Source organism: Rhodococcus sp. NPDC056516, from assembly GCF_042794655.1.
In the GTDB taxonomy this organism is placed as follows: Bacteria; Actinomycetota; Actinomycetes; order Mycobacteriales; family Mycobacteriaceae; genus Rhodococcus_F.
This window is the reverse complement of sequence record NZ_JBHTTG010000002.1, coordinates 1-19,438: the sequence shown is the minus strand read 5'-3', so window position 1 is coordinate 19,438 and position 19,438 is coordinate 1. Positions and strand designations below refer to the sequence as shown.

Genomic DNA, 19,438 nt, shown 5'->3' with positions numbered 1-19,438 from the left:
TTTTTGATCTAACTTCGGTCGGGCTGACAGGATTTGAACCTGCGACCACTTGACCCCCAGTCAAGTGCGCTACCAAGCTGCGCCACAGCCCGTCCCACGCCCTTGTTTCGGGCGCTTGGAAAGATTACATCAGGGACGGGCCGAAGTACCAATCGGCTGGTCAGAGCCATTTCAGCACCGAATTGGACGCAGAATCAGCGGCCCTTACGGTCACGCTTCTCGCGCACTCGGACGGATACGCGGATCGGGCTGCCGTCGAAGTTGAACTCTTCACGCAGACGCCGCTCGATGAAGCGGCGGTAGCCGGCCTCGAGGAAGCCCGTGGTGAAGAGAACGAATGTCGGCGGGCGCGTGCTTGCCTGCGTCGCGAACATGATGCGAGGCAGGCGACCACCACGCATCGGCGGCGGTGTTGCTGCCACAACTTCCTTGAGCCAGGTGTTCAGGCGACCCGTGGGGATGCGCTTGTCCCAGGACTCCAGGGCCGTGTCGAGAGCAGGCACGAGCTTCGCCACGGCGCGACCGGTGTGGGCGGAGATGTTGACTCGCTGAGCCCACGGAACGCGGACCAGATCGCGGTCCACTTCCTTGTCCAGCATGAGTCGACGGTCCTCGTCCACGAGGTCCCACTTGTTGAATGCGATCACCAATGCACGACCCGTGTCGGCCACCATGCTCAGAACACGGAGGTCCTGCTCGGTGATCGGCTCGTGTGCGTCGATGAGCAGGATCGCGACCTCAGCTGCCTCGATCGCGCTCTTCGTACGCAGCGACGCATAGAACTCCGCGCCGCTGGCATGGCTGACGCGCTTGCGCAGACCAGCCGTGTCGACGAAACGCCAAGGGCGCCCGCCGAGTTCGACGATGGAGTCGACCGGGTCGACGGTGGTGCCGGCAACATTGTGCACGACGGACCGCTCGTCACCGGACAGCTTGTTGAGCAAGCTGGACTTTCCGACGTTCGGCTTTCCGACGAGAGCAACACGACGCGGACCGCCGCCGGGGACACCTTCACGCGGGGTTTCCGGAAGCTTCTCGAGAACCTCGTCGAGCAGGTCGCCGGTACCGCGGCCGTGCGTCGCACTCACGGAGTACGGCTGACCGAGGCCCAAGGACCACAGCGCTGCAACCTCGGACTCGGTGCGTCCGTCGTCCACCTTGTTGGCAACGAGGATGACCGGAGTCTTCGAACGGCGAAGCACGCGAGCCACAGCTTCGTCCGTCGCCGTAGCGCCGACAACGGCGTCGACGACCAGGAGAATGGCGTCAGCCGTTCCCATGGCCAACTCTGCCTGACGTGCGACGGCCTGTTGAAGACCCTTTGCGTCGGGCTCCCATCCGCCGGTGTCCTGGACGAGGAAGCGTCGTCCGGCCCAGTTCGCCTCGTACGAGACACGGTCACGGGTAACGCCGGGGATGTCCTCGACTACCGCTTCACGACGGCCGATGATGCGGTTGACGAGCGTCGACTTGCCGACGTTCGGTCGACCGACAACAGCCAAGGTCGGGACGGCAATGTGCGCTTCGCCTTCGCCGTCCGCTTCGAGATCGGCGTAATCCCACTCCGATTCCTCGGACCAAGTTCCGTCACCGGCATATTCGGTTACCAGATCGTCGCTCACTGCACTGCTCCAGTTCTGTCGCTGACCACCAACAGCAACTTGGCGATCACATCTTCAATTCCCAATTCGCTCGTATCCACCAGAATGGAATCCTCGGCAGGGCGCAACGGCGACACTGCCCGAGTCGAATCGAGATGGTCACGGCGCTGCACATCAGCCAGCACCGCTTCGTAATTGTCTTCACGACCTTGGCCGATGTTCTGCGTATTGCGCCGTGCCGCACGGGTTTCCGCCGATGCGGTCAAGAAGATCTTGACGTCTGCATCGGGAAGTACGACGGTTCCGATGTCGCGACCCTCCACGACGATCCGGTCTGCGCTTGCCGCCAACTCACGCTGAGTGGCGACCAACAGGTCGCGAACCTCGGGTACGGCCGACACTGCGGAGACAGCCTTGGTTACCGCGTCGCCGCGGATCTCCTCGCTGACGTCCGCACCGTCGAGATGCACCTGCTCGCTGCTCGGCTCGGTACCGATAGACCACGGCAAAGCCGCAACGGCGGCCGTGATCGCGGCGGAATCCGCCAGATCGATTCCCTCACGCAGCACGTGCAGCGTCGCGATCCGGTAGATGGCTCCGGTGTCGAGGTAGCGAGCGCCCAAACGCTGCGCCAACGCGCGAGAGACGCTGGACTTGCCGGTTCCGGACGGTCCGTCCATCGCGACTACCAGCGGCATGGACGAATCGGTCACAGGCCGACCGCCTCGTACAGTCCACCGACCTCGCTACGTCCGAGGACGCGCTGCGTTCCCGGACGCTGATCGCCGAGAGCGACAACTCCGACGTTGGTGCGAACCAGACGGACAACGGGGTGACCGACGGCATCGAGGAGGCGACGCACGATGTGCTTACGGCCCTCGTGCAGAACCAGCTTGACGAGAGTCTTGCCCTCGTTGATCTCGAGCACGGTGAACGCATCCACCTTGGCCGGACCGTCGTCGAGGGTGACACCATCACGCAACTGCTTGCCGGTGCTGCGTTCGACAACGCCGTGAACCGTGGCGAGGTACGTCTTCGGAACCTCGAACGACGGGTGCATCAGGCGGTGAGCCAGATCGCCGTCATTGGTGAAGAGGAGCAAGCCTTCGGTGTCGGCGTCGAGACGGCCGACGTGGAAGAGCCGCTGACCCGACTGAACGCGCTCGGAGACGATGTCACCGACGCACGGACGACCGAGATCGTCGGACATCGTGCACTGCCAGCCACGGGGCTTGTTCATCGCGAGGTAGACGAGATCCTTCTGCACGACGACGCGGACGCCGTCGACGCGAACCACTGCGTTCTCGGGGTCGACACGCAGCCCCTGCTCGACGACGATGCGGCCGTCGACCTCGACGCGCCCCTGGTCGATCAGTTCTTCAGCAGCGCGGCGTGATGCGACGCCGGCCTGAGCCAGCACCTTCTGCAAGCGGACGCCGTCGCCCTTCGGCGGGCCGTCGTGCTTGGTGACCTCGGCGTGCTGATGACGCGCCGGCTTGGCGTTGGACACCAACGGGTTCTGAGAGACCACGCGCTGCGGCTTCTCGGTCTTCGGCTTGCCGCGCTTGTTGGTTGCCGGCGGTGTCGGGGCTGCCGGGCGCTTGCGCGGAGGTCCGTCGAACTTGGATCCGCGAGGTGCGTTCGACCATGCACCGCCGCGAGGAGCGTCGGGGCGTGCGCCGCGCTGATCGTCACTACGACGGTCAGCGCCGCCACGCGGTGCGCGACGGGCGTCGACGTGGGGAGTACGACGGTCGTCGCTGCGCGGTCCGCGGCGATCATCCGTGCGCGGGCCGCGCCGATCGTCGTTGTAACCGCCGCGCCGATCGTCGTTGTAACCGCCACGGCGGTCGTCGGTGCGTGCGGGGCGGCGATCGTCACTGCGCGGCGGGCGACGGTCATCATTGAATCCGCCGCGACGGTCGTCCGTGCGGGGACGGTCGGATCCGGCGTTGCGGTCGTATCCGGAGGTACTGCGGGAAGTGTTGCTGCGTCCACCACGGGGCGCTTCGCTACGTGCGCCGCGGGGGGCGTCACTGCGACCACCACGGGGTGCATCGCTGCGTGCGCCGCGGTTGTCGCGGGAGTTGTTACGGTCCGGTGTGCCATCTCGGCGAGCGGGATTGTTCACTTTTTTCCTGTCAGTTTTCTACTGTTTCCCGAGCGTGGTCGGGTCTTTCTCGGTGCTGACGACCGCCGGAATTCCGGTCAGTCGTCGACTTCGGTGTCCACTACGTCAGCGGGCACGTCTGCCTTGTTCATTCTCGCAAATCGCGGATCGGATTCCAGGCTTTCGCTGATGTCGTCGATGAGATCGACATCAGGCAAGAGCGGGGCCAACTCCGGGAGCTCGCTCAGCGAGGCCAGGCCGAGCCGTTCGAGGAACAGTTCGGTCGTGGAGTACCGTGTCGCGTTGGTGTCCGGGTCCGGCCCGGCTTCCGCGATCAGTCCGCGGGCAAGGAGGGTGCGTACCACCCCGTCCACGTTGACGCCTCGTACCGCACTGATCCGCGCACGAGTCAACGGTTGACGGTATGCGACTACGGCCAAAGTTTCCAATGCCGCCCTGGTCAATTTGGTGCGTGCGCCGTCCAATAGCAGCTTTTCCACATACGGGGCAAACTCTTGTCGCGTGTACAGACGCCATCCGTCGCCCGCGTTGCGAAGGTCCATTCCGCTGCCGCGAGCGGTCAATGCGGCCGACATCAACGTCAGGCGTTGTTCGACGCGCTCCGGTGCGGTACCGGTGACAGATGCGAGTTGGTTCACTTCGGCCGGTGAATCCACGACCAGCAGAAGCGACTCGAGCACTGCGTCGAGTTGATCGTCGTCGAGGTCGAAATCGGGGGCAGAATCTTCGGAAACCGCGGCGTCGTCAGCAGGCTCGATCATCTCGTCTAGCTGCGAAGATTCCGATTCCGTCGGCTCGGCGTTCATCCGTAGTCCTCCTCTGTGACCGGCGCGGCCGGGTCGTCTCCGGTCCAACTCACCATCAGCGGTCCGAGGGCTTCGGGTTGCTCGAACACGATGACCTGCCGGCGATACAGTTCGAGCAACGCGAGAAATCTTGCGACTATCTCGACGGTGATCTCACACTCGGCAACGAGGTCCCCGAAGGGTGTCCACTCCCCTATGCCTCGCTCGCGCAGCAACTCGAGAATTCGCTCGGCCTGCTCGAGTATCGAGATATTGGACACATGGAGGTGATCGAGGCCCACTGTCGGCACCGGACGCGGCGTGAACACCGTCGCCGCGATCTCCGCAAAACGCTGAGGGTCGACGCCCAACAACACCTCGGGCAGGAGTTCGGTGAACTGATCCTCGACGGCAACCGAGCGCGGATAGCGCCGCAGCGCTGCTTCCTCCAACTCACCGAACAGCGCCGCAACTTGTTTGTACGCTCGGTACTGCAGCAGTCGCGCGAAGAGAAGGTCGCGGGCTTCGAGAAGCGCGAGATCCTCCGCGTCCTCGACCTGCCCGGCGGGCAACAGCCTGGCCGCTTTCAGGTCCAGAAGCGTAGCTGCGACGACCAGAAACTCTGTCGTCTGATCGAGGCCCATCGCACTGCCGAGTTCCTTGGTGTACGCGATGAAATCGTCCGTGACGGTGTGCAGGGCGACTTCGGTGACATCGAGTTGCCGTTGATTGATCAGGTTCAACAGCAGATCGAACGGGCCTTCGAAGTTCCTGAGAGTGACTCGGAAACCGGCAGCCTTGGCTGCGGTCTGAGCGTCGGTCGGCACGTTCGGGTCGATCGAATCCGGCTCGATTTCGACCGAATCTTCTTGCGATGCAATCAGTTCCACTAACGACCAGACCGGTGAATGACCTCGCGGGCCAATGCTCGATATGCCTCGGCCCCAGCCGATTTCGGCGCCCACGTCGTGATCGGCTCACCGGCGACGCTGGTTTCGGGGAATCGAACGGTGCGGTTGATCACTGTGTCGTAAACGACGTCACCGAACACCTCGACGACGCGCGCCATCACCTCACGGGCATGCAGGGTCCGAGCGTCGAACATCGTGACGACGATGCCGGCCAACTCGAGCTTCGGATTGAGACGGTCGTGCACCTTTTCGACGGTGTCGTTGAGCAGTGCCAGGCCGCGCAGGCTGAAGTACTCGCATTCCATCGGAATGATGACCGAATCGGCGCAGGCCAGCGCATTCACGGTGAGCAGGCCAAGCGACGGCTGGCAGTCGATGAGCACGTAGTCGTACCGATCGAGAACAGGGTGCAACACGCGCCCCAAGGTCTGCTCACGCCCGACCTCGGTGACCAATTGGATCTCGGCGGCCGAAAGGTCGATGTTGCTGGGGAGCAGGTCGAGGCCGTCTACCCGAGTGCGCATCAACACATCGTCGATGGACACACGTGGTTCGACCAGAAGGTTATGGACGGTCAGTTCCAGGTCATGATGCTGAACGCCCAGTCCGGCAGACAACGCGCCTTGGGGATCGAGATCCACCAGGAGCACTCGACGACCGTATTCGGCCAACGATGCACCCAGGTTGATGGTCGACGTCGTCTTGCCGACGCCGCCCTTCTGGTTGCACATCGCGACGATCATCGCGGGTCCGTGGTGCGCCAACGGTGTCGGTTGCGGCACCTCGCGGACCGGTCGGCCTGTCGGGCCGAGTTCTTCCGCGGAAACGGTCAGGGTTTCCGCAGGTGGAGAGGCTACTGGCGTCGTATCTATTTCGAACATCGCCTCTGGTTCGGAGGGTACAGCTGGTGCTGATTCGTTCACGCGCTCGAAGAGTTGGGCATTGACATGCGGCGGCGCGGACTCCGCCGCTGGTGGCTGCGATGTCGACACGGTCCGATGCTCCCCTACTCTTTCGGCGGTTGCTCTCGGCGCCGGCAAACCCCCGAAACTGCGGTGGAGGCCGCTCGCGCTCCTTGAACGCTACCGCTTACATCACCGAATGGTCTCGCAGACACGCATGAGCCAACCAACCCCTAACGGGCACGCGGGTGTGCCTGAGCCCACACTTCGCGCAACGCGGTGACGGTGACCAGTGTGTAGATCTGCGTGGTGGTTACCGAAGCGTGGCCAAGGAGTTCCTGCACGACACGTACGTCCGCGCCGCCGTCCAGCAGGTGTGTGGCAAACGAGTGCCTGAGCGTGTGGGGTGAGACGTCCGCCTTGATTCCGGCCGAGGCCGCCGCATCCTGAAGAATCTGCCACGCGCTTTGACGCGACAGGCGGCCCCCGCGAGCGTTGAGAAACAGGGCAGGAATACCGCGTGTCGCCAGGCTGGGGCGCCCACGGACGAGATACGCGTCTACGGCGGCGATCGCAGGCCTGCCGACGGGGACGATCCGTTGCTTTCCGCCCTTGCCTTTGAGGAGCACGGAACGGGTTTCGGTATCGATGTCGTCGACGTCCAGATCGATCGCTTCGGTGATTCGCGCTCCGGTCGAGTACAGGAGCTCGAGCAGAGCGCGATCCCGCAGGTCGCGGGGCCCGTCACCGGCAGCACCGCCACCCGAAGCGTCGAGCAGGGCAATCACGTCGTCGAGAGGCAGGGCCTTGGGCAGCTTGCGTCCGGGCGTCGGCGGCTTGACCGTTCGGGCCACGTCGACGCTGACCAGACCCTCGGCGGCGGAAAACTTGTGGAATCCGCGAACCGCGATCAGGGTGCGTGCTGTCGAACTGGCCGCCAACGGTACGACGCCGGCCTCGGAGTCACCGAGTCGCAGATGTGTCACGAATTCGGTGACGTCGTTTTCCGTCACGCCCGCGACGTCGTCGATGCCGCGGGCGTTCAGGTACTCCGCATACCGATTCAGGTCGCGGCGATACGAAAGTAGAGTGTTGCGCGCCGATCCTCGCTCGACCGCTAGATGGTCGAGATACGAGTCCACCTGTCGGGCAAGCACTTCAGGCTCGCGACTTGCGTTCTCCGAATGCGCGAGGACGATCGGGCCACGGTGCGTCGGCGGGGCGCAGCGGCTTGCCCGTCGCGCGTGCGGTGGCGATCGCGAGTATGCCCGATACCGCTGTGGCATTGACGATGTCGCCGCGCAGCGCCATGTCGACGGCGTCGGCGAGCGGAACCCGCGAAATCTCGAGATCGGCTTCTTCGTGTTCGGGATCGTCTCGCTTCACCTCGTGCAGCCCCTCGGCGAGGAAGACGCGAACCGCCTCGTCCGTGAACCCGGGTGAGAGAGCGACATCGACCAGCACCGACCATCGATCGGCGCCGAGTCCGGTTTCTTCGCCCAGCTCGCGCGCTGCCGCCTCGACCGGGCTCTCCCCCGGAGCGTCGAGCAGACCGGCGGGGATTTCCCACAACCGGTGCCCGAGCGGGTGACGGTACTGGTGAATCAGCACAATATTGTCGCGCTCGTCCAGTGCCACGACGGCAACGGCGCCGTGATGCTCGACGACTTCCCGATCGGCACGCTGCCCACCAGGCATCGCAACGGTGTCGACGCGCAACGCGATGATCGCGCCGGTGTAGACCGTCTTGGAGCCGAGGGTGTCGAATTCGTGCCGACCGGGATCGCTCATATGTGGCTAGACCTTTTCCACGTTCTCGACTGCAGCGTCGAGCGCCGTCTCGGTGGCGGCGGTGTCGATCTTCTCGTCACCGTGGACGTCGACGGGCAGGCGCTCTTCGAGCTTGTACGTCAACGCTGCTTCGACGAAGGCGGCGAACAGCGGGTGCGGGCGCGTCGGGCGGCTCTTGAGCTCCGGGTGTGCCTGGGTGGCAACGAAGAACGGGTGCTGCTCACGCGGGTACTCGACGAACTCGACCAGGTGGCCGTCCGGTGAGGTTCCGCTGAACTGCAAGCCGGACTTGGCAATCCGATCGCGGTAGGTGTTGTTGACCTCGTAGCGGTGACGGTGACGCTCGGAAACGTCCTCGGTTCCGTAGGCCTGAGCGACGACGGAACCCTTGGTCAGCACGGCCGGGTAAGCACCCAGACGCATGGTGCCACCGAGGTCGGCGTCACCGGCGATGACGTCTTCCTGATCAGCCATCGTCGAGATGACCGGGTGCTTGGTGTCCGGCTCGAACTCGGCCGAGTTGGCATCGTCGAGGCCGACGCTACGAGCAGCTTCGATGACGACGCACTGCAGACCCAGGCACAGACCCAGCAGCGGCAGCTTGCGCGAACGTGCGAAACGGATCGCGCCGAGCTTGCCTTCGATGCCGCGGATGCCGAAGCCACCGGGGATCAGAACACCGTCGACGTCACCGAGAGCGGCCTGCGCTCCGGCTTCGGTCTCACAGGCGTCCGACGGGACCCAGGAGATCTCGACCTTGGACCGGTTCGCGAATCCACCGGCGCGCAGTGCCTCGGTGACGGAGAGGTATGCGTCGGGCAGGTCGACGTACTTGCCGACCAATGCGACGCGCACGGTCTCGCGCGGCTGGTGAACACGATCGAGGAGGTTGCCCCACACGGTCCAGTCGACGTCGCGGAACGGGAGACCCAGCTGGCGAACGACGTAAGCGTCGAGGCCCTCACGGTGCAGAACCTTCGGGATGTCGTAGATCGAGGGAGCGTCGGGCGTCGAGATGCAGGCGTCGACGTCCACGTCGCACATCAGGGCGATCTTGTTCTTGAGGCCCTGCGGAACGTCACGATCGCAACGAAGGATCAGCGCGTCGGGCTGAATGCCGATGCTGCGCAACGACGCAACCGAGTGCTGCGTGGGCTTGGTCTTGAGTTCTCCGGAGGGGCCGAGGTACGGCACGAGGGAGACGTGCAGGAAAAAGACGTTGTCGCGGCCGACGTCGTGGCGGACCTGGCGAGCGGCTTCGAGGAAGGGCTGCGATTCGATATCGCCGACGGTTCCACCGATTTCGGTGATCACGACGTCCGGGCGGTGTCCCTGCAGATCCGGACCGCTCATCTCGAGGATGCGACGCTTGATCTCGTCGGTGATGTGCGGGATGACCTGAACGGTGTCACCGAGGTACTCGCCGCGGCGTTCCTTGGCGATGACCGTCGAGTACACCTGGCCGGTGGTGACGTTCGCCTGGCCGGAGAGGTCACGGTCGAGGAACCGCTCGTAGTGTCCGACGTCGAGGTCGGTCTCGGCACCGTCTTCGGTAACGAAGACCTCGCCGTGCTGGAAGGGGTTCATGGTGCCCGGATCCACATTGAGATAGGGATCGAGCTTCTGCATGGTCACGCGCATTCCCCGCGCGGTCAACAACTGTCCCAGACTCGAGGCGGTCAAACCTTTGCCGAGCGAGGAAGCTACACCTCCGCTGACGAAGATGTGCTTGGTGGCGGTACGCGTGTTAGTGCGTGACTGTGGCAAAGGGGCTCCCGTGACGACTGTGCAGGGCTTGGTCTGATGAAGCATGCTGGGGCCTGCCGACCCACGGGATTTCACGGTAACACCTATCGGGGGTCGGTGCCTACAACGCGCCGACTTTCCGCCCCCGATGTGACCGGCGTATCAATACCGAGGTGTTCAGTTGGTGGGTGCGCCGACGGTAACCGCCGCCGCTCCCGGTCCCGTGCCGTAGCGGCCGGCGCCGCCGTTCAACTGTTCCTGCAGTGCCAACGGCGTCGTGATCTTGCCCGACTCCCGATCGATGTTGTCGATAGTCGTCAAGCCCGCTGAGAGCGCCGCATCCGCACGGGCGACGGCAACCGGACCACTGCCCTCGGCCGAGCCGGGCCGACCCGCGAGAATCGTTCCTGCGCCGCGCCCGTCGAGAGCACCCGCAAACCGGGCGATGACGGCGCCGCGGTTACCCGTGGCCGCGTCGGATTCGCTCTTGTTGTCGCCGGTGAGAACGACCGCGAGCTGAGCCGGCTTGACCGCGCCGTCGTCGTAGCTGATGAAGCCGGCGCTGCGCAGCGAGTCGAGCGCGAGATTCATCTCCTCCGGAGTGCTCTGCGGTTCGCTGCTCTGCCCGTTGAGAAGCAGAACCGAACCGAGCAGATCGCCCGCGAGACTGCCCTGATCGACCGCACCGGTCTTGAGGGTGATGCCTGCAGGAATGACGTTGGTGACGACGGTCCGCAAGCGGTCACCGCCCGTGGCGTCGACAAACGAATCGGTGAGCGAGACACGTCCGGTCACGGCGCCGCCGGCGGCAGTGACGAGTCGGTTGACACCGTCGAGATCACCGGGATCGGCGTCCGGTGCTGTGATGACGACGACGGTGCGACCAGCGAGACTGTCACGCACGACGCGACCACCGACAGCGGCATCGAAGCCGTCCGCGGAATTGAGTTGCTGCTGAAGCTGATTGGACTGTTGATTGAGGTCTTCGATCTCGTTCTGCAGGCTTGCCTTGTCGTCACGCAGACCCGAAAGCAATCCACTGGACAGCATTCCGGAACCCAGCACCACGCCGATCGCGAGTGCCAGGAAGATTGCCGCTATGGAAATTGCATGTTGACGCATCGAAATCACTTGAAGAGCCCCTGAACCCACAGCGCGAAGCTGTTCCACGTTGCGACTGCCCAGTCGAGAACTTCACTACCGGCATTGGACACGACCAGGGCGACGATCACTGCCACCAGGGCGGCAAGCACCAGGAGCGCGATCGCGCCACCGGACACTCGACTTCGATACAGCGTTGCGACGGCCTTGGCGTCGACCAGTTTCGGTCCCACTTTGAGGCGCGTCATGAATGCCGACGGATTGCTTTCACGGCGTCCGCGGTCGAAGAATTCGTCCAAGGACACCACGTTGCCGACAGTCACGATCAGCGAAGCCCCGTGATGATCGGCAAGGAGCAGAGCAAGGTCGGTCGGTGAGCAGGTCGCGGGGAACGTCATCGCCCCGATACCGAGATCCTGGATTCGGGAAAGTCCTGCAGCATGACCGTCCTGGTCTGCGGGCAGAACAACTTCGGCTCCGGACTTGAGGGTGGAACTGGTGATTTCTTCCGGGTCGCCCACGATCAGATCGGGGCGGTATCCGGCCTTGCTCAACACGTCCGCACCTGCACCGACACCGATCAGAATCGGCGAGTACTCCTTGATGAAGGGCTTGAGGTTTTTCAGATCGGCCTCGTGTTCGGGGCCGTCTGAAACGACCACGACGTGGCGATCCTTCAAATCGATGTCGATGTCCGGGACGCCGATTCCGTCGATGAGCAACGGACTTTCGGTGCGGATGAACTCGATGGTGTTGCCCGAGAACGCTTCGAGGTGATCGACCAGGCCGGTCTTGGCCTCGATCATCCGGTCGGAGATCTCGGCCTCGGTCTGCTCTTCACCCTTGACGAGACTCTTCTCGCCGTTGAAGACCTCGCCCTCGTGCAGGCGGATCTTGCTGCCGTCCTTGACGTTCTTGAAGACGTCACCGTCAACGGCATCGATCAGAACGATGTCATTGGCGACGATCACTTCCGGTCCGAGGTTGGGGTAGCGCCCCGAAATCGACGGCGACGCGTTGACCACGGCCATGACACCGGCTTTCACCAGAGCATCGGCGGTCCGGCGATCGATGTCGACTTCGTCGAGGATCACGATGTCTCCAGGACCGACACGGCGTAAAAGCTTCGCCGTGTTCCGATCGGCCCTGGCGATGCCACTGATCCCAGGCAAGGATTCGGTGTTACGTGAGAGCAATCCGGGCATCTTCATGGCTTCGATGATGAACCTGAAACCGCCTTGACCGGTGGAGGCGCGCCGACAACTACCACATCAGTCACACCAACACCACAGAACCTTCAATCTGTGACGCGGGCCGCATTCGCGATCTCGAGCAGTTCTTCGGCGTGTGCACGCCCGGTCTCGGTGTCGTCCAATCCTGCCAACATACGGGCCAACTCGACCACACGATCAGAATCCGACAATGTCCGCACACCACTGCTGATCACTCCGCCCTTGTCGTCCACCTTGTCCACCACGAGGTGGGTGTCGGCAAACGCAGCGACCTGCGGAAGGTGAGTGACGACGATAACCTGATGCGTCCGAGCGAGTTTCGCCAATCGGCGGCCGATCTCGACGGCAGCACGGCCACCGACCCCAGCGTCCACCTCGTCGAAAACCATCGTCGCGCCGGTGTCGCTACCGGCGAGAACCACCTCGAGCGCAAGCATGACGCGCGAAAGCTCGCCGCCGGAAGCGCTCTTACTGATGGGCAACGAGGGCGCCCCACTGTGCGCGGACAGACGAAATTCCACCTCGTCGACGCCGGCAGATCCGGCATGCAGGTCTACTCCCCCGACACTGAGCGGCGCCGAATCCTGCGGGCCCGCAGGCTGCGAACGAACCGTCACCTCGAGGCCCGCACGCCCCATCGCCAGACCGGCGAGTTCCGCGCTGACAGCCTTGGCGAGCTTTGCCGCCGCCTTGACTCTGGCGGCGCTCAGCTTGGTAGCTGCCTCCGCGGTCAGTCCAGCCGTTTCCTCGACCTGCTTGGCCAACAGCGACAACGCATCCGAGGACACGTCGAGTTTGGACAGACGAGCGCGAGCGGTATCCGCCCATTCGAGAACACCGTCGACATCGGCGGCGTACTTGCGAGTCAGAGTCTTCAGTTCGGACTGCCGCGACAGCAGCGAGTCCAGAGCACCCGGATCGGCGGGTAGCCCGGAGAGATAGGTGTTGAGGTCTCCGGCAACATCGGTGACGACGGCAATAGCGTCGGCCAAACGGGAACCGAGGCCGTCCAGATCGGCATCGGTGACCGACTCGATACGCGCTCGCGCTTCGGACATCAGGTCGAGCGCCGGCATGACCCCGACGTCACCGCTGGCCATATCGTCACTCCCGGCGAGCGCAGCGTGCGCCTCTTCGGCAGCGGAGCGGAGTGAATCGAGTTCGCTGAGTCGACGCACCTCGGCAACGATCGCCGTATCCTCACCCGGCTCGGGTGCCACGCCGTCGATTTCGTTGAGCGCGAAGGTCAACTGGTCTGCCTCTTGCGCCAGTTCACGAGCCTTCGACGTGCGCTCGATCAACTCCGAACGAGCATCCAGCCACTCACGACGGTGTTTGCGATACCGCGTCAGGAGCGTTCCGATTGCCTTGTCCCCGAAGCGGTCCAGCGCATTGCGTTGCTGGTCGGGACGAAGCAAACGCAGCTGATCGTTCTGTCCGTGAACCGTCAGAAGCGGATCCGTGAATTCGGAAAGAACCCCCGCCGGCACGCTTCGACCGCCGAGATGTGCACGTGAACGCCCGTCGCTCCCGACGGTGCGTACGGCGATGATGGTCCCGTCCTCGTCGCGCTCGGCGCCGGACGATTCCAAGATTCGGACGATTTCACGCTCGGTGGCCGGTGAAACGTCGTCGGCGATGAATCGTCCCTCGACGACGGCTCGCGACGCACCCAACCGCACCCGACCGGCATCGGCTCGCGCTCCGCTGAGGAGGTGCAAGCTCGTGACGACCATCGTTTTACCCGCGCCGGTTTCACCGGTCAGGACGGTCAGGCCCTCGTGAAACTGGGCGCTGGCCTCGGAGATCACACCAAGACTGTCGATACGGATCTCTGCGAGCACGATTAAGGCTTCCTTCCTCGCCATCCGGTAACCGGAAGCTCGAACTTGCGAACCATCCGATCAGCGAAGGGCGCAGAGTCCAACCGGACCCACTTGACGGGAGTGGCGCCGCGAACGACCTCGACACGGGCGCCGGCAGGCAGTTCCAACGTACGACGGCCGTCACAGAAGACCAGGCCGTCGTGGCTACCGGCGACGGTCTCCACCGCGATGATCGAATTCGGGCTCGTGACCAACGGCCGCGCGAACAGCGCATGCGCGTTGCTGGGTACGACGAGCAATGCTTCGAGTTCAGGCCACACGACGGGGCCGCCTGCGGAAAATGCATAGGCGGTCGAGCCGGTCGGAGTGGACACGAGAACGCCGTCGCAACCGAAGGCAGAAACGGGTCGGCCGTCGACTTCGAGAACAACTTCGAGAACACCGAGACGCGAACGGTTCTCGATACTGGCTTCGTTGAGCGCCCACCCGCGGTCGATGATTTCGTCATCCACCCGAATCACGACGTCGAGTGTCATGCGGGACTCGACGCGATACTCCTTCCGAACTACCTGTGCGAGAGCCTCGTCGAGATGCTCGGCCTCGGTCTCTGCCAGAAATCCGATCCGTCCGAGATTGATGCCCAATACCGGGATGGACGCTTCTTGCGCGAGTTCGGCGGCGCGAAGAAATGTGCCGTCGCCACCGAGAACCAGTACCAACTCGCATCCGACGGCAGCATCAGGGCTGGGATGAACAACCGTGACGTCGAGACCCGGCGCAGAGAATCCCGCGGGTTCCGTCATTGCTTCGATGCGCGAACTGTCTGCTTCGTCGACGAGGACTCGCAGTCCGATTCCCGCGCGCTCGAAGATCTTTCCGACTCGCTTGGCGGTTTCCGTGATGTCGCGTCGGCCGGGATGTGCGACAAGAAGGATCTCGCGCGACTCGCCGTTCGTGACCGCGTTCACTGGGGCCCTTCCTCTACAGCCTTGCGAATCATGTCCTCCACCGAAGGAATTCCCTCGGTGTCCGGCTCGTGATCACCGGGCGTACCTGTCTTTCGAAGCCACAGGAAATACTCGACGTTTCCCGACGGACCGGGCAATGGGCTGGCCACCACACCTAACGTCCGCAGGCCTACCTTTGCAGCAGCCTCCGACACGTCGAGCACAGCGGAAATTCGCAATTCCGGATCGCGTACGACGCCACCGGCACCGACGCGGTCCTTGCCCACCTCGAACTGAGGCTTGACCATCGGAACCAGGTCCGCACCATCAGCAGTACAGGCGACAAACGCACCGAGCACGAGCTTGAGAGATATGAACGACAGATCCGCCACAACCAGATCGACCGTTCCGCCGATGGTCTCCGCATCAATTGCACGAACATTGGTTCGGTCGATGACGTGCACCCGGTCGTCGGACTGCAGCCGCCACACCAGTTGTCCGTAACCGACGTCGACTGCGACAACTTCCTTCGCACCACGCGTCAGCAGAACATCGGTGAACCCACCGGTGGATGCGCCGGCGTCGAGGCAGCGTCGGCCTTCGACCGTCAATCCTTCGGACCCGAAAGCGTCTAGGGCGCCGATCAATTTATGCGCCCCTCGCGAAGCCCATGAGACTTCCTGCTCCACCTCGACGACCCGAAGCGGAGTACCGGCTTCGATCGCCGTCGCAGGCTTGGTAGCAACCGCTCCCGAGATGAGAACTCGGCCGGCGGAAATCAGTTCTTGCGCATGATCTCGCGACCGTGCGAGTCCGCGCCGGACCAGTTCGGCGTCCACCCGTGCTCTACGTGCCACGTCAAGCCCTGTCCACAGAGGCGAGTGCCTGGACGAGCACCTCGTGTGCCTGTTCCAAAATATGTGCCTTCTGCGGAATCACACCTGCTCCGTGCTGATCGTTCGGATCATGTTCGATGCCGCCGAGGCGCGCCATCAAACAGTCGACGTCAGAACGTATGCGTTCCGGATCGACGGTAGGGCGTGGCCCGGGCAACGGAGATCCGTTACTCGTGTTTCCGGGGTGCGGGGTCGGCGTGCTCATCGGGCACAACGTTAGTGCATGACTCTCGGTTACGCATACACCCGCACCCCCGCGAGTCGAACACATTTGCGAGAAATCAGACGAGCCAGGATGCAAACAGATCCGCCACGCCGGCATCCGATGCTTCCAGGGTCTGGAACGACGGATTCGCCCATGCGACAGGCGCAACCGCACGTAGAAGTGACATCTCGTCCCCGACAACCGGGCCGTCGACAACCAGCGCCGACCCGTTCACCGAAACGGACCACTTGGAGTCCGCACCGACCAGCGACTCGACGGCCGGCTGATTGAGCGAATCCAGAGTTGCTGCAATGTAGGTGGGACGCTGCTCAATCGGAGCCCGCAGTACGTCACCCGGCGTGCTCACACCGGTGAGAACCAACAGCGAGTCGATCGAAACAGCATGTGCGCCTTCGATATCGGTGTCCAAACGGTCGCCGACCACCAGAGGGCGCGAACACCCGCTGCGAGCTAGCGCATCCTCCATCAGAGGTGCAGCAGGCTTACCGGCGACCAGGGGCTCCTGCCTCGTCGCAGCGCGCAGAGCCGCCACCATCGAGCCGTTGCCGAGAACCAAACCCCGTTCCGACGGCAGTGTGGTGTCCAGGTTCGCAGCCACCCACAGCGCGCCGGCCCTGATCGCCAGACATGCTTCGGCAAGGATCGACCAGTTGGTCTCCGTCGAATGTCCTTGAACGACAGCAACCGGGGAATCCGCGAACTCACGAACCGGCAGCAATCCGACACGCGTCACCTCGTCCGCAAGCGCGTCGGTGCCGACGACCAGAACAGCGGCACCGGGTTCGAGGCGCTCCGCCAACAGACGCACGGCAGTCTGGGAACTGGTGACCACACGATCGTCTTCGGAATCGAAACCGAGTTCGGTCAGGTGCGCCGACACTGCCGAAGGTGAGCGACTTGCGTTGTTGGTCACGTAATACAAAGCCTGCGAGCCTTGAGCCAAAGCAGCCTGGGTACCGGGAATCGCATGAGCTCCGGCGTACAGCGTGCCGTCGAGATCGAGCAAAAGTACGTCGTACTGGATACGAAGCACGGTCACTGATCTTCTCCGGTCAACTCGGCCACCCGTTCTTCAGCATCCGTGTCACCCTCGAGGTCTGCAGCTGCAGCGTTGAGGAACCACTTCAGTCCGTCTTCGATACGACCGGCTGCAACGAGGGCATCGGCGTACGCGTAGAACAAGCGAGCCGCAGCTTCACCGGTACGCGCTGCATCAAGATCCTTGGTCTGCAGTGTGACAACTGCCTGATCGAACTGTCCGAGATCCATCCGAGCACCGGCGACGACGATCCGCAACTCCGAAGCCTCGTCGCCTGAAAGCAGCGCAGCCTCGTCACTGCGACCGAGTTCGATCGCGCGTTCGGGTCGACCCAAACCGCGTTCGCAATCGGCCATGACAGCGATCAGACCCGGTCCACCAGCCATTCGACGGGCAGCACGGAGCTCGGAGAGAGCCTCGGCCCATTCACCCGCGTGGTAGGCAGTGATTCCGGCAGCTTCACGAACGACAGCAATGCGGCCGGCACGCTGACGAGCAGCGCGAGCGTGGAGCAATGCAAGTTCCGGGTCTTCGTCGACGAGCTTGCCCGCCATGACGAGGTGACGCGCAACTGTGTTGGCGTTGTCCTTGTCGAGGCTGAGCAGATCCCGACGAACAGCCGGATCCAACTCGGTGGGCTCTACGTTGTCGGGCAAATCTGGTTCGTCAGGTCGTGCTTGCTGACGGTTGCGGTCGCCGTCGCGCCCACGAGGGGTGAACCCACCCTCGCCGCCGCGGCGCTGTCCGCCACTGAATCCGCCGCCGCGATTGCTGTTTCCAGCCCCGCCACGGTTGTTGTCTCCGGCACCACCGCGGCGGTCTCCGCCTGCAGCGCCGCGTGATCCACGCCCGTCGTTGTCACGACGGGGGCCACCTGATCGAGGCGCTCCTCCCCCACGGAAGGACCGACGCTCGTCGCCATTCTCCGACACAGTCATTCCTCTCATACAACGCACGAAAGGGGACCCAATATGTTGGGTCCCCTTTCGGTTAACGGGTGTTCGGCGGTGTCCTACTCTCCCACACCCTGTCGAGTGCAGTACCATCGGCGCTGAAGGGCTTAGCTTCCGGGTTCGGAATGGGACCGGGCGTTTCCCCTTCGCTATGACCGCCGTAACTCTATGAAACTGTCACAGTAACCAACCTTCGATCACCTGGTTTCACCGTGCACCAACCCGAACCCGTTGCCGGGTGGATGGATGACGGAGAAATCATGTTTCTCATCAGTATCTGTGTGTTGTTTCAGATACCGCACAGTGGACGCGTAGCTTCTTTGTGGTAAGTCCTCGGCCTATTAGTACCAGTCACCTGCATGCATTACTGCACTTCCAGTTCTGGCCTATCAACCCGGTGGTCTGCCGGGGGCCTTACCCCCTCGAGGGGGTGAGAAACCTCATCTTGGAACAGGCTTCCCGCTTAGATGCTTTCAGCGGTTATCCCTTCCGAACGTAGCTAACCAGCGGTGCTCCTGGCGGAACAACTGGCACACCAGAGGTTCGTCCGTCCCGGTCCTCTCGTACTAGGGACAGCCTTCCTCAAGTTTCTAACGCGCGCGGCGGATAGAGACCGAACTGTCTCACGACGTTCTAAACCCAGCTCGCGTGCCGCTTTAATGGGCGAACAGCCCAACCCTTGGGACCTACTCCAGCCCCAGGATGCGACGAGCCGACATCGAGGTGCCAAACCATCCCGTCGATATGGACTCTTGGGGAAGATCAGCCTGTTATCCCCGGGGTACCTTTTATCCGTTGAGCGACACCGCTTCCACTTGCCGGTGCCGGATCACTAGTCCCGACTTTCGTCCCTGCTCGACCTGTCAGTCTCACAGTCAAGCTCCCTTGTGCACTTGCACTCGACACCTGATTGCCAACCAGGCTGAGGGAACCTTTGGGCGCCTCCGTTACATTTTGGGAGGCAACCGCCCCAGTTAAACTACCCACCAGGCACTGTCCCTGAACCAGATCATGGTCCGAGGTTAGAGGTCCAATTCGATCAGAGTGGTATTTCAACAACGACTCCACGATAACTGGCGTCACCGTTTCACAGTCTCCCACCTATCCTACACAAACCGAACCGAACACCAATACCAAGCTGTAGTGAAGGTCCCGGGGTCTTTTCGTCCTGCCGCGCGTAACGAGCATCTTTACTCGTAATGCAATTTCGCCGAGTCTACGGTTGAGACAGCTGAGAAGTCGTTACGCCATTCGTGCAGGTCGGAACTTACCCGACAAGGAATTTCGCTACCTTAGGATGGTTATAGTTACCACCGCCGTTTACTGGGGCTTAAATTCTCAGCTTCGCTCC

17 protein-coding genes, 1 tRNA gene and 2 rRNA genes are annotated in these 19,438 nt (G+C 63.1%); all 20 read right to left on the bottom strand.

What is annotated here, in order from left to right; genetic code table 11:
- Positions 1–18: 18 nt before the first annotated feature.
- Positions 19–92, bottom strand: a tRNA-Pro gene (locus ACFQ6Y_RS05245).
- Positions 93–194: 102 nt separating this feature from the next.
- Positions 195–1,622 carry a ribosome biogenesis GTPase Der gene (gene der / locus ACFQ6Y_RS05240; RefSeq protein ID WP_378629906.1) on the bottom strand — a complete coding sequence of 476 codons (1,428 nt, stop codon included), beginning with the start codon at positions 1,620–1,622 and terminating at the stop codon, positions 195–197.
- Positions 1,619–2,299 carry a (d)CMP kinase gene (cmk, locus tag ACFQ6Y_RS05235; protein WP_378631304.1) on the bottom strand — a complete coding sequence of 227 codons (681 nt, stop codon included), beginning with the start codon at positions 2,297–2,299 and terminating at the stop codon, positions 1,619–1,621. Before cmk ends, der begins: the two co-directional genes overlap by 4 nt.
- Before the next feature lie 11 nt (positions 2,300–2,310).
- On the bottom strand, positions 2,311–3,732 hold the full coding sequence (locus tag ACFQ6Y_RS05230) for a pseudouridine synthase (protein WP_378629904.1): 1,422 nt from the start codon (positions 3,730–3,732) through the stop codon (positions 2,311–2,313).
- 77 nt (positions 3,733–3,809) lie between these two features.
- Positions 3,810–4,538, bottom strand: a complete 729-nt coding sequence (scpB, locus tag ACFQ6Y_RS05225; RefSeq protein WP_378629902.1) for an SMC-Scp complex subunit ScpB — start codon at positions 4,536–4,538, stop codon at positions 3,810–3,812.
- Positions 4,535–5,407: a segregation and condensation protein A gene (locus ACFQ6Y_RS05220; protein WP_378629898.1), complete on the bottom strand. Its 873-nt coding sequence runs from the start codon at positions 5,405–5,407 to the stop codon at positions 4,535–4,537. Before ACFQ6Y_RS05220 ends, scpB begins: the two co-directional genes overlap by 4 nt.
- On the bottom strand, positions 5,407–6,420 hold the full coding sequence (locus ACFQ6Y_RS05215) for a ParA family protein (protein ID WP_378629896.1): 1,014 nt from the start codon (positions 6,418–6,420) through the stop codon (positions 5,407–5,409). The genes ACFQ6Y_RS05220 and ACFQ6Y_RS05215 overlap by 1 nt, the downstream gene beginning before the upstream one ends.
- A 143-nt stretch (positions 6,421–6,563) precedes the next feature.
- On the bottom strand, positions 6,564–7,487 hold the full coding sequence (gene xerD, locus ACFQ6Y_RS05210; RefSeq protein ID WP_378629892.1) for a site-specific tyrosine recombinase XerD: 924 nt from the start codon (positions 7,485–7,487) through the stop codon (positions 6,564–6,566).
- Position 7,488: 1 nt separating this feature from the next.
- Positions 7,489–8,121, bottom strand: coding sequence for an NUDIX domain-containing protein (locus tag ACFQ6Y_RS05205; RefSeq protein ID WP_378629889.1), 633 nt, complete (start codon positions 8,119–8,121; stop codon positions 7,489–7,491).
- Between the two features lie 6 nt (positions 8,122–8,127).
- Entirely contained in the window at positions 8,128–9,888 is a 1,761-nt protein-coding gene (locus ACFQ6Y_RS05200; protein ID WP_003946139.1) for a CTP synthase, read from the bottom strand.
- 156 nt (positions 9,889–10,044) lie between these two features.
- Complete coding sequence (locus ACFQ6Y_RS05195) at positions 10,045–10,998, bottom strand: copper transporter (protein ID WP_378629884.1); 954 nt, start codon at positions 10,996–10,998, stop codon at positions 10,045–10,047.
- Complete coding sequence (steA, locus tag ACFQ6Y_RS05190; RefSeq protein ID WP_378446107.1) at positions 10,995–12,179, bottom strand: putative cytokinetic ring protein SteA; 1,185 nt, start codon at positions 12,177–12,179, stop codon at positions 10,995–10,997. Before steA ends, ACFQ6Y_RS05195 begins: the two co-directional genes overlap by 4 nt.
- Before the next feature lie 86 nt (positions 12,180–12,265).
- Entirely contained in the window at positions 12,266–14,044 is a 1,779-nt protein-coding gene (gene recN, locus ACFQ6Y_RS05185) for a DNA repair protein RecN (protein WP_378629881.1), read from the bottom strand.
- 2 nt (positions 14,045–14,046) lie between these two features.
- The gene (locus ACFQ6Y_RS05180; RefSeq protein ID WP_378446109.1) at positions 14,047–14,994 is read right to left on the bottom strand and encodes an NAD kinase; all 948 of its coding nucleotides are present in this window, start codon (positions 14,992–14,994) and stop codon (positions 14,047–14,049) included.
- Positions 14,991–15,830, bottom strand: a complete 840-nt coding sequence (locus ACFQ6Y_RS05175; protein ID WP_378629844.1) for a TlyA family RNA methyltransferase — start codon at positions 15,828–15,830, stop codon at positions 14,991–14,993. The genes ACFQ6Y_RS05180 and ACFQ6Y_RS05175 overlap by 4 nt, the downstream gene beginning before the upstream one ends.
- Before the next feature lies 1 nt (position 15,831).
- The gene (locus tag ACFQ6Y_RS05170; RefSeq protein WP_378629841.1) at positions 15,832–16,074 is read right to left on the bottom strand and encodes a hypothetical protein; all 243 of its coding nucleotides are present in this window, start codon (positions 16,072–16,074) and stop codon (positions 15,832–15,834) included.
- A gap of 76 nt (positions 16,075–16,150) precedes the next feature.
- Positions 16,151–17,134, bottom strand: coding sequence for an HAD-IIA family hydrolase (locus tag ACFQ6Y_RS05165; RefSeq protein ID WP_378629837.1), 984 nt, complete (start codon positions 17,132–17,134; stop codon positions 16,151–16,153).
- Entirely contained in the window at positions 17,131–18,072 is a 942-nt protein-coding gene (locus ACFQ6Y_RS05160; protein WP_317552734.1) for a hypothetical protein, read from the bottom strand. The genes ACFQ6Y_RS05165 and ACFQ6Y_RS05160 overlap by 4 nt, the downstream gene beginning before the upstream one ends.
- 61 nt (positions 18,073–18,133) lie before the next feature.
- Positions 18,134–18,250: ribosomal RNA gene (rrf, locus tag ACFQ6Y_RS05155) — 5S ribosomal RNA — on the bottom strand.
- A 158-nt stretch (positions 18,251–18,408) separates the two neighbouring features.
- Positions 18,409–19,438 (bottom strand): 23S ribosomal RNA (locus ACFQ6Y_RS05150); the annotation flags it as partial.

Bases quoted from the DNA above. Each gene is read 5' to 3' on its own strand.
- cmk (WP_378631304.1), bottom strand. From the start codon at position 2,299: ATGCCGCTGGTAGTCGCGATGGACGGACCGTCCGGAACCGGCAAGTCC.
- scpB (WP_378629902.1), bottom strand. From the start codon at position 4,538: ATGAACGCCGAGCCGACGGAATCGGAATCTTCGCAGCTAGACGAGATG.
- ACFQ6Y_RS05205 (WP_378629889.1), bottom strand. From the start codon at position 8,121: ATGAGCGATCCCGGTCGGCACGAATTCGACACCCTCGGCTCCAAGACG.
- steA (WP_378446107.1), bottom strand. From the start codon at position 12,179: ATGAAGATGCCCGGATTGCTCTCACGTAACACCGAATCCTTGCCTGGG.
- ACFQ6Y_RS05170 (WP_378629841.1), bottom strand. From the start codon at position 16,074: ATGAGCACGCCGACCCCGCACCCCGGAAACACGAGTAACGGATCTCCG.
- ACFQ6Y_RS05160 (WP_317552734.1), bottom strand. From the start codon at position 18,072: ATGACTGTGTCGGAGAATGGCGACGAGCGTCGGTCCTTCCGTGGGGGA.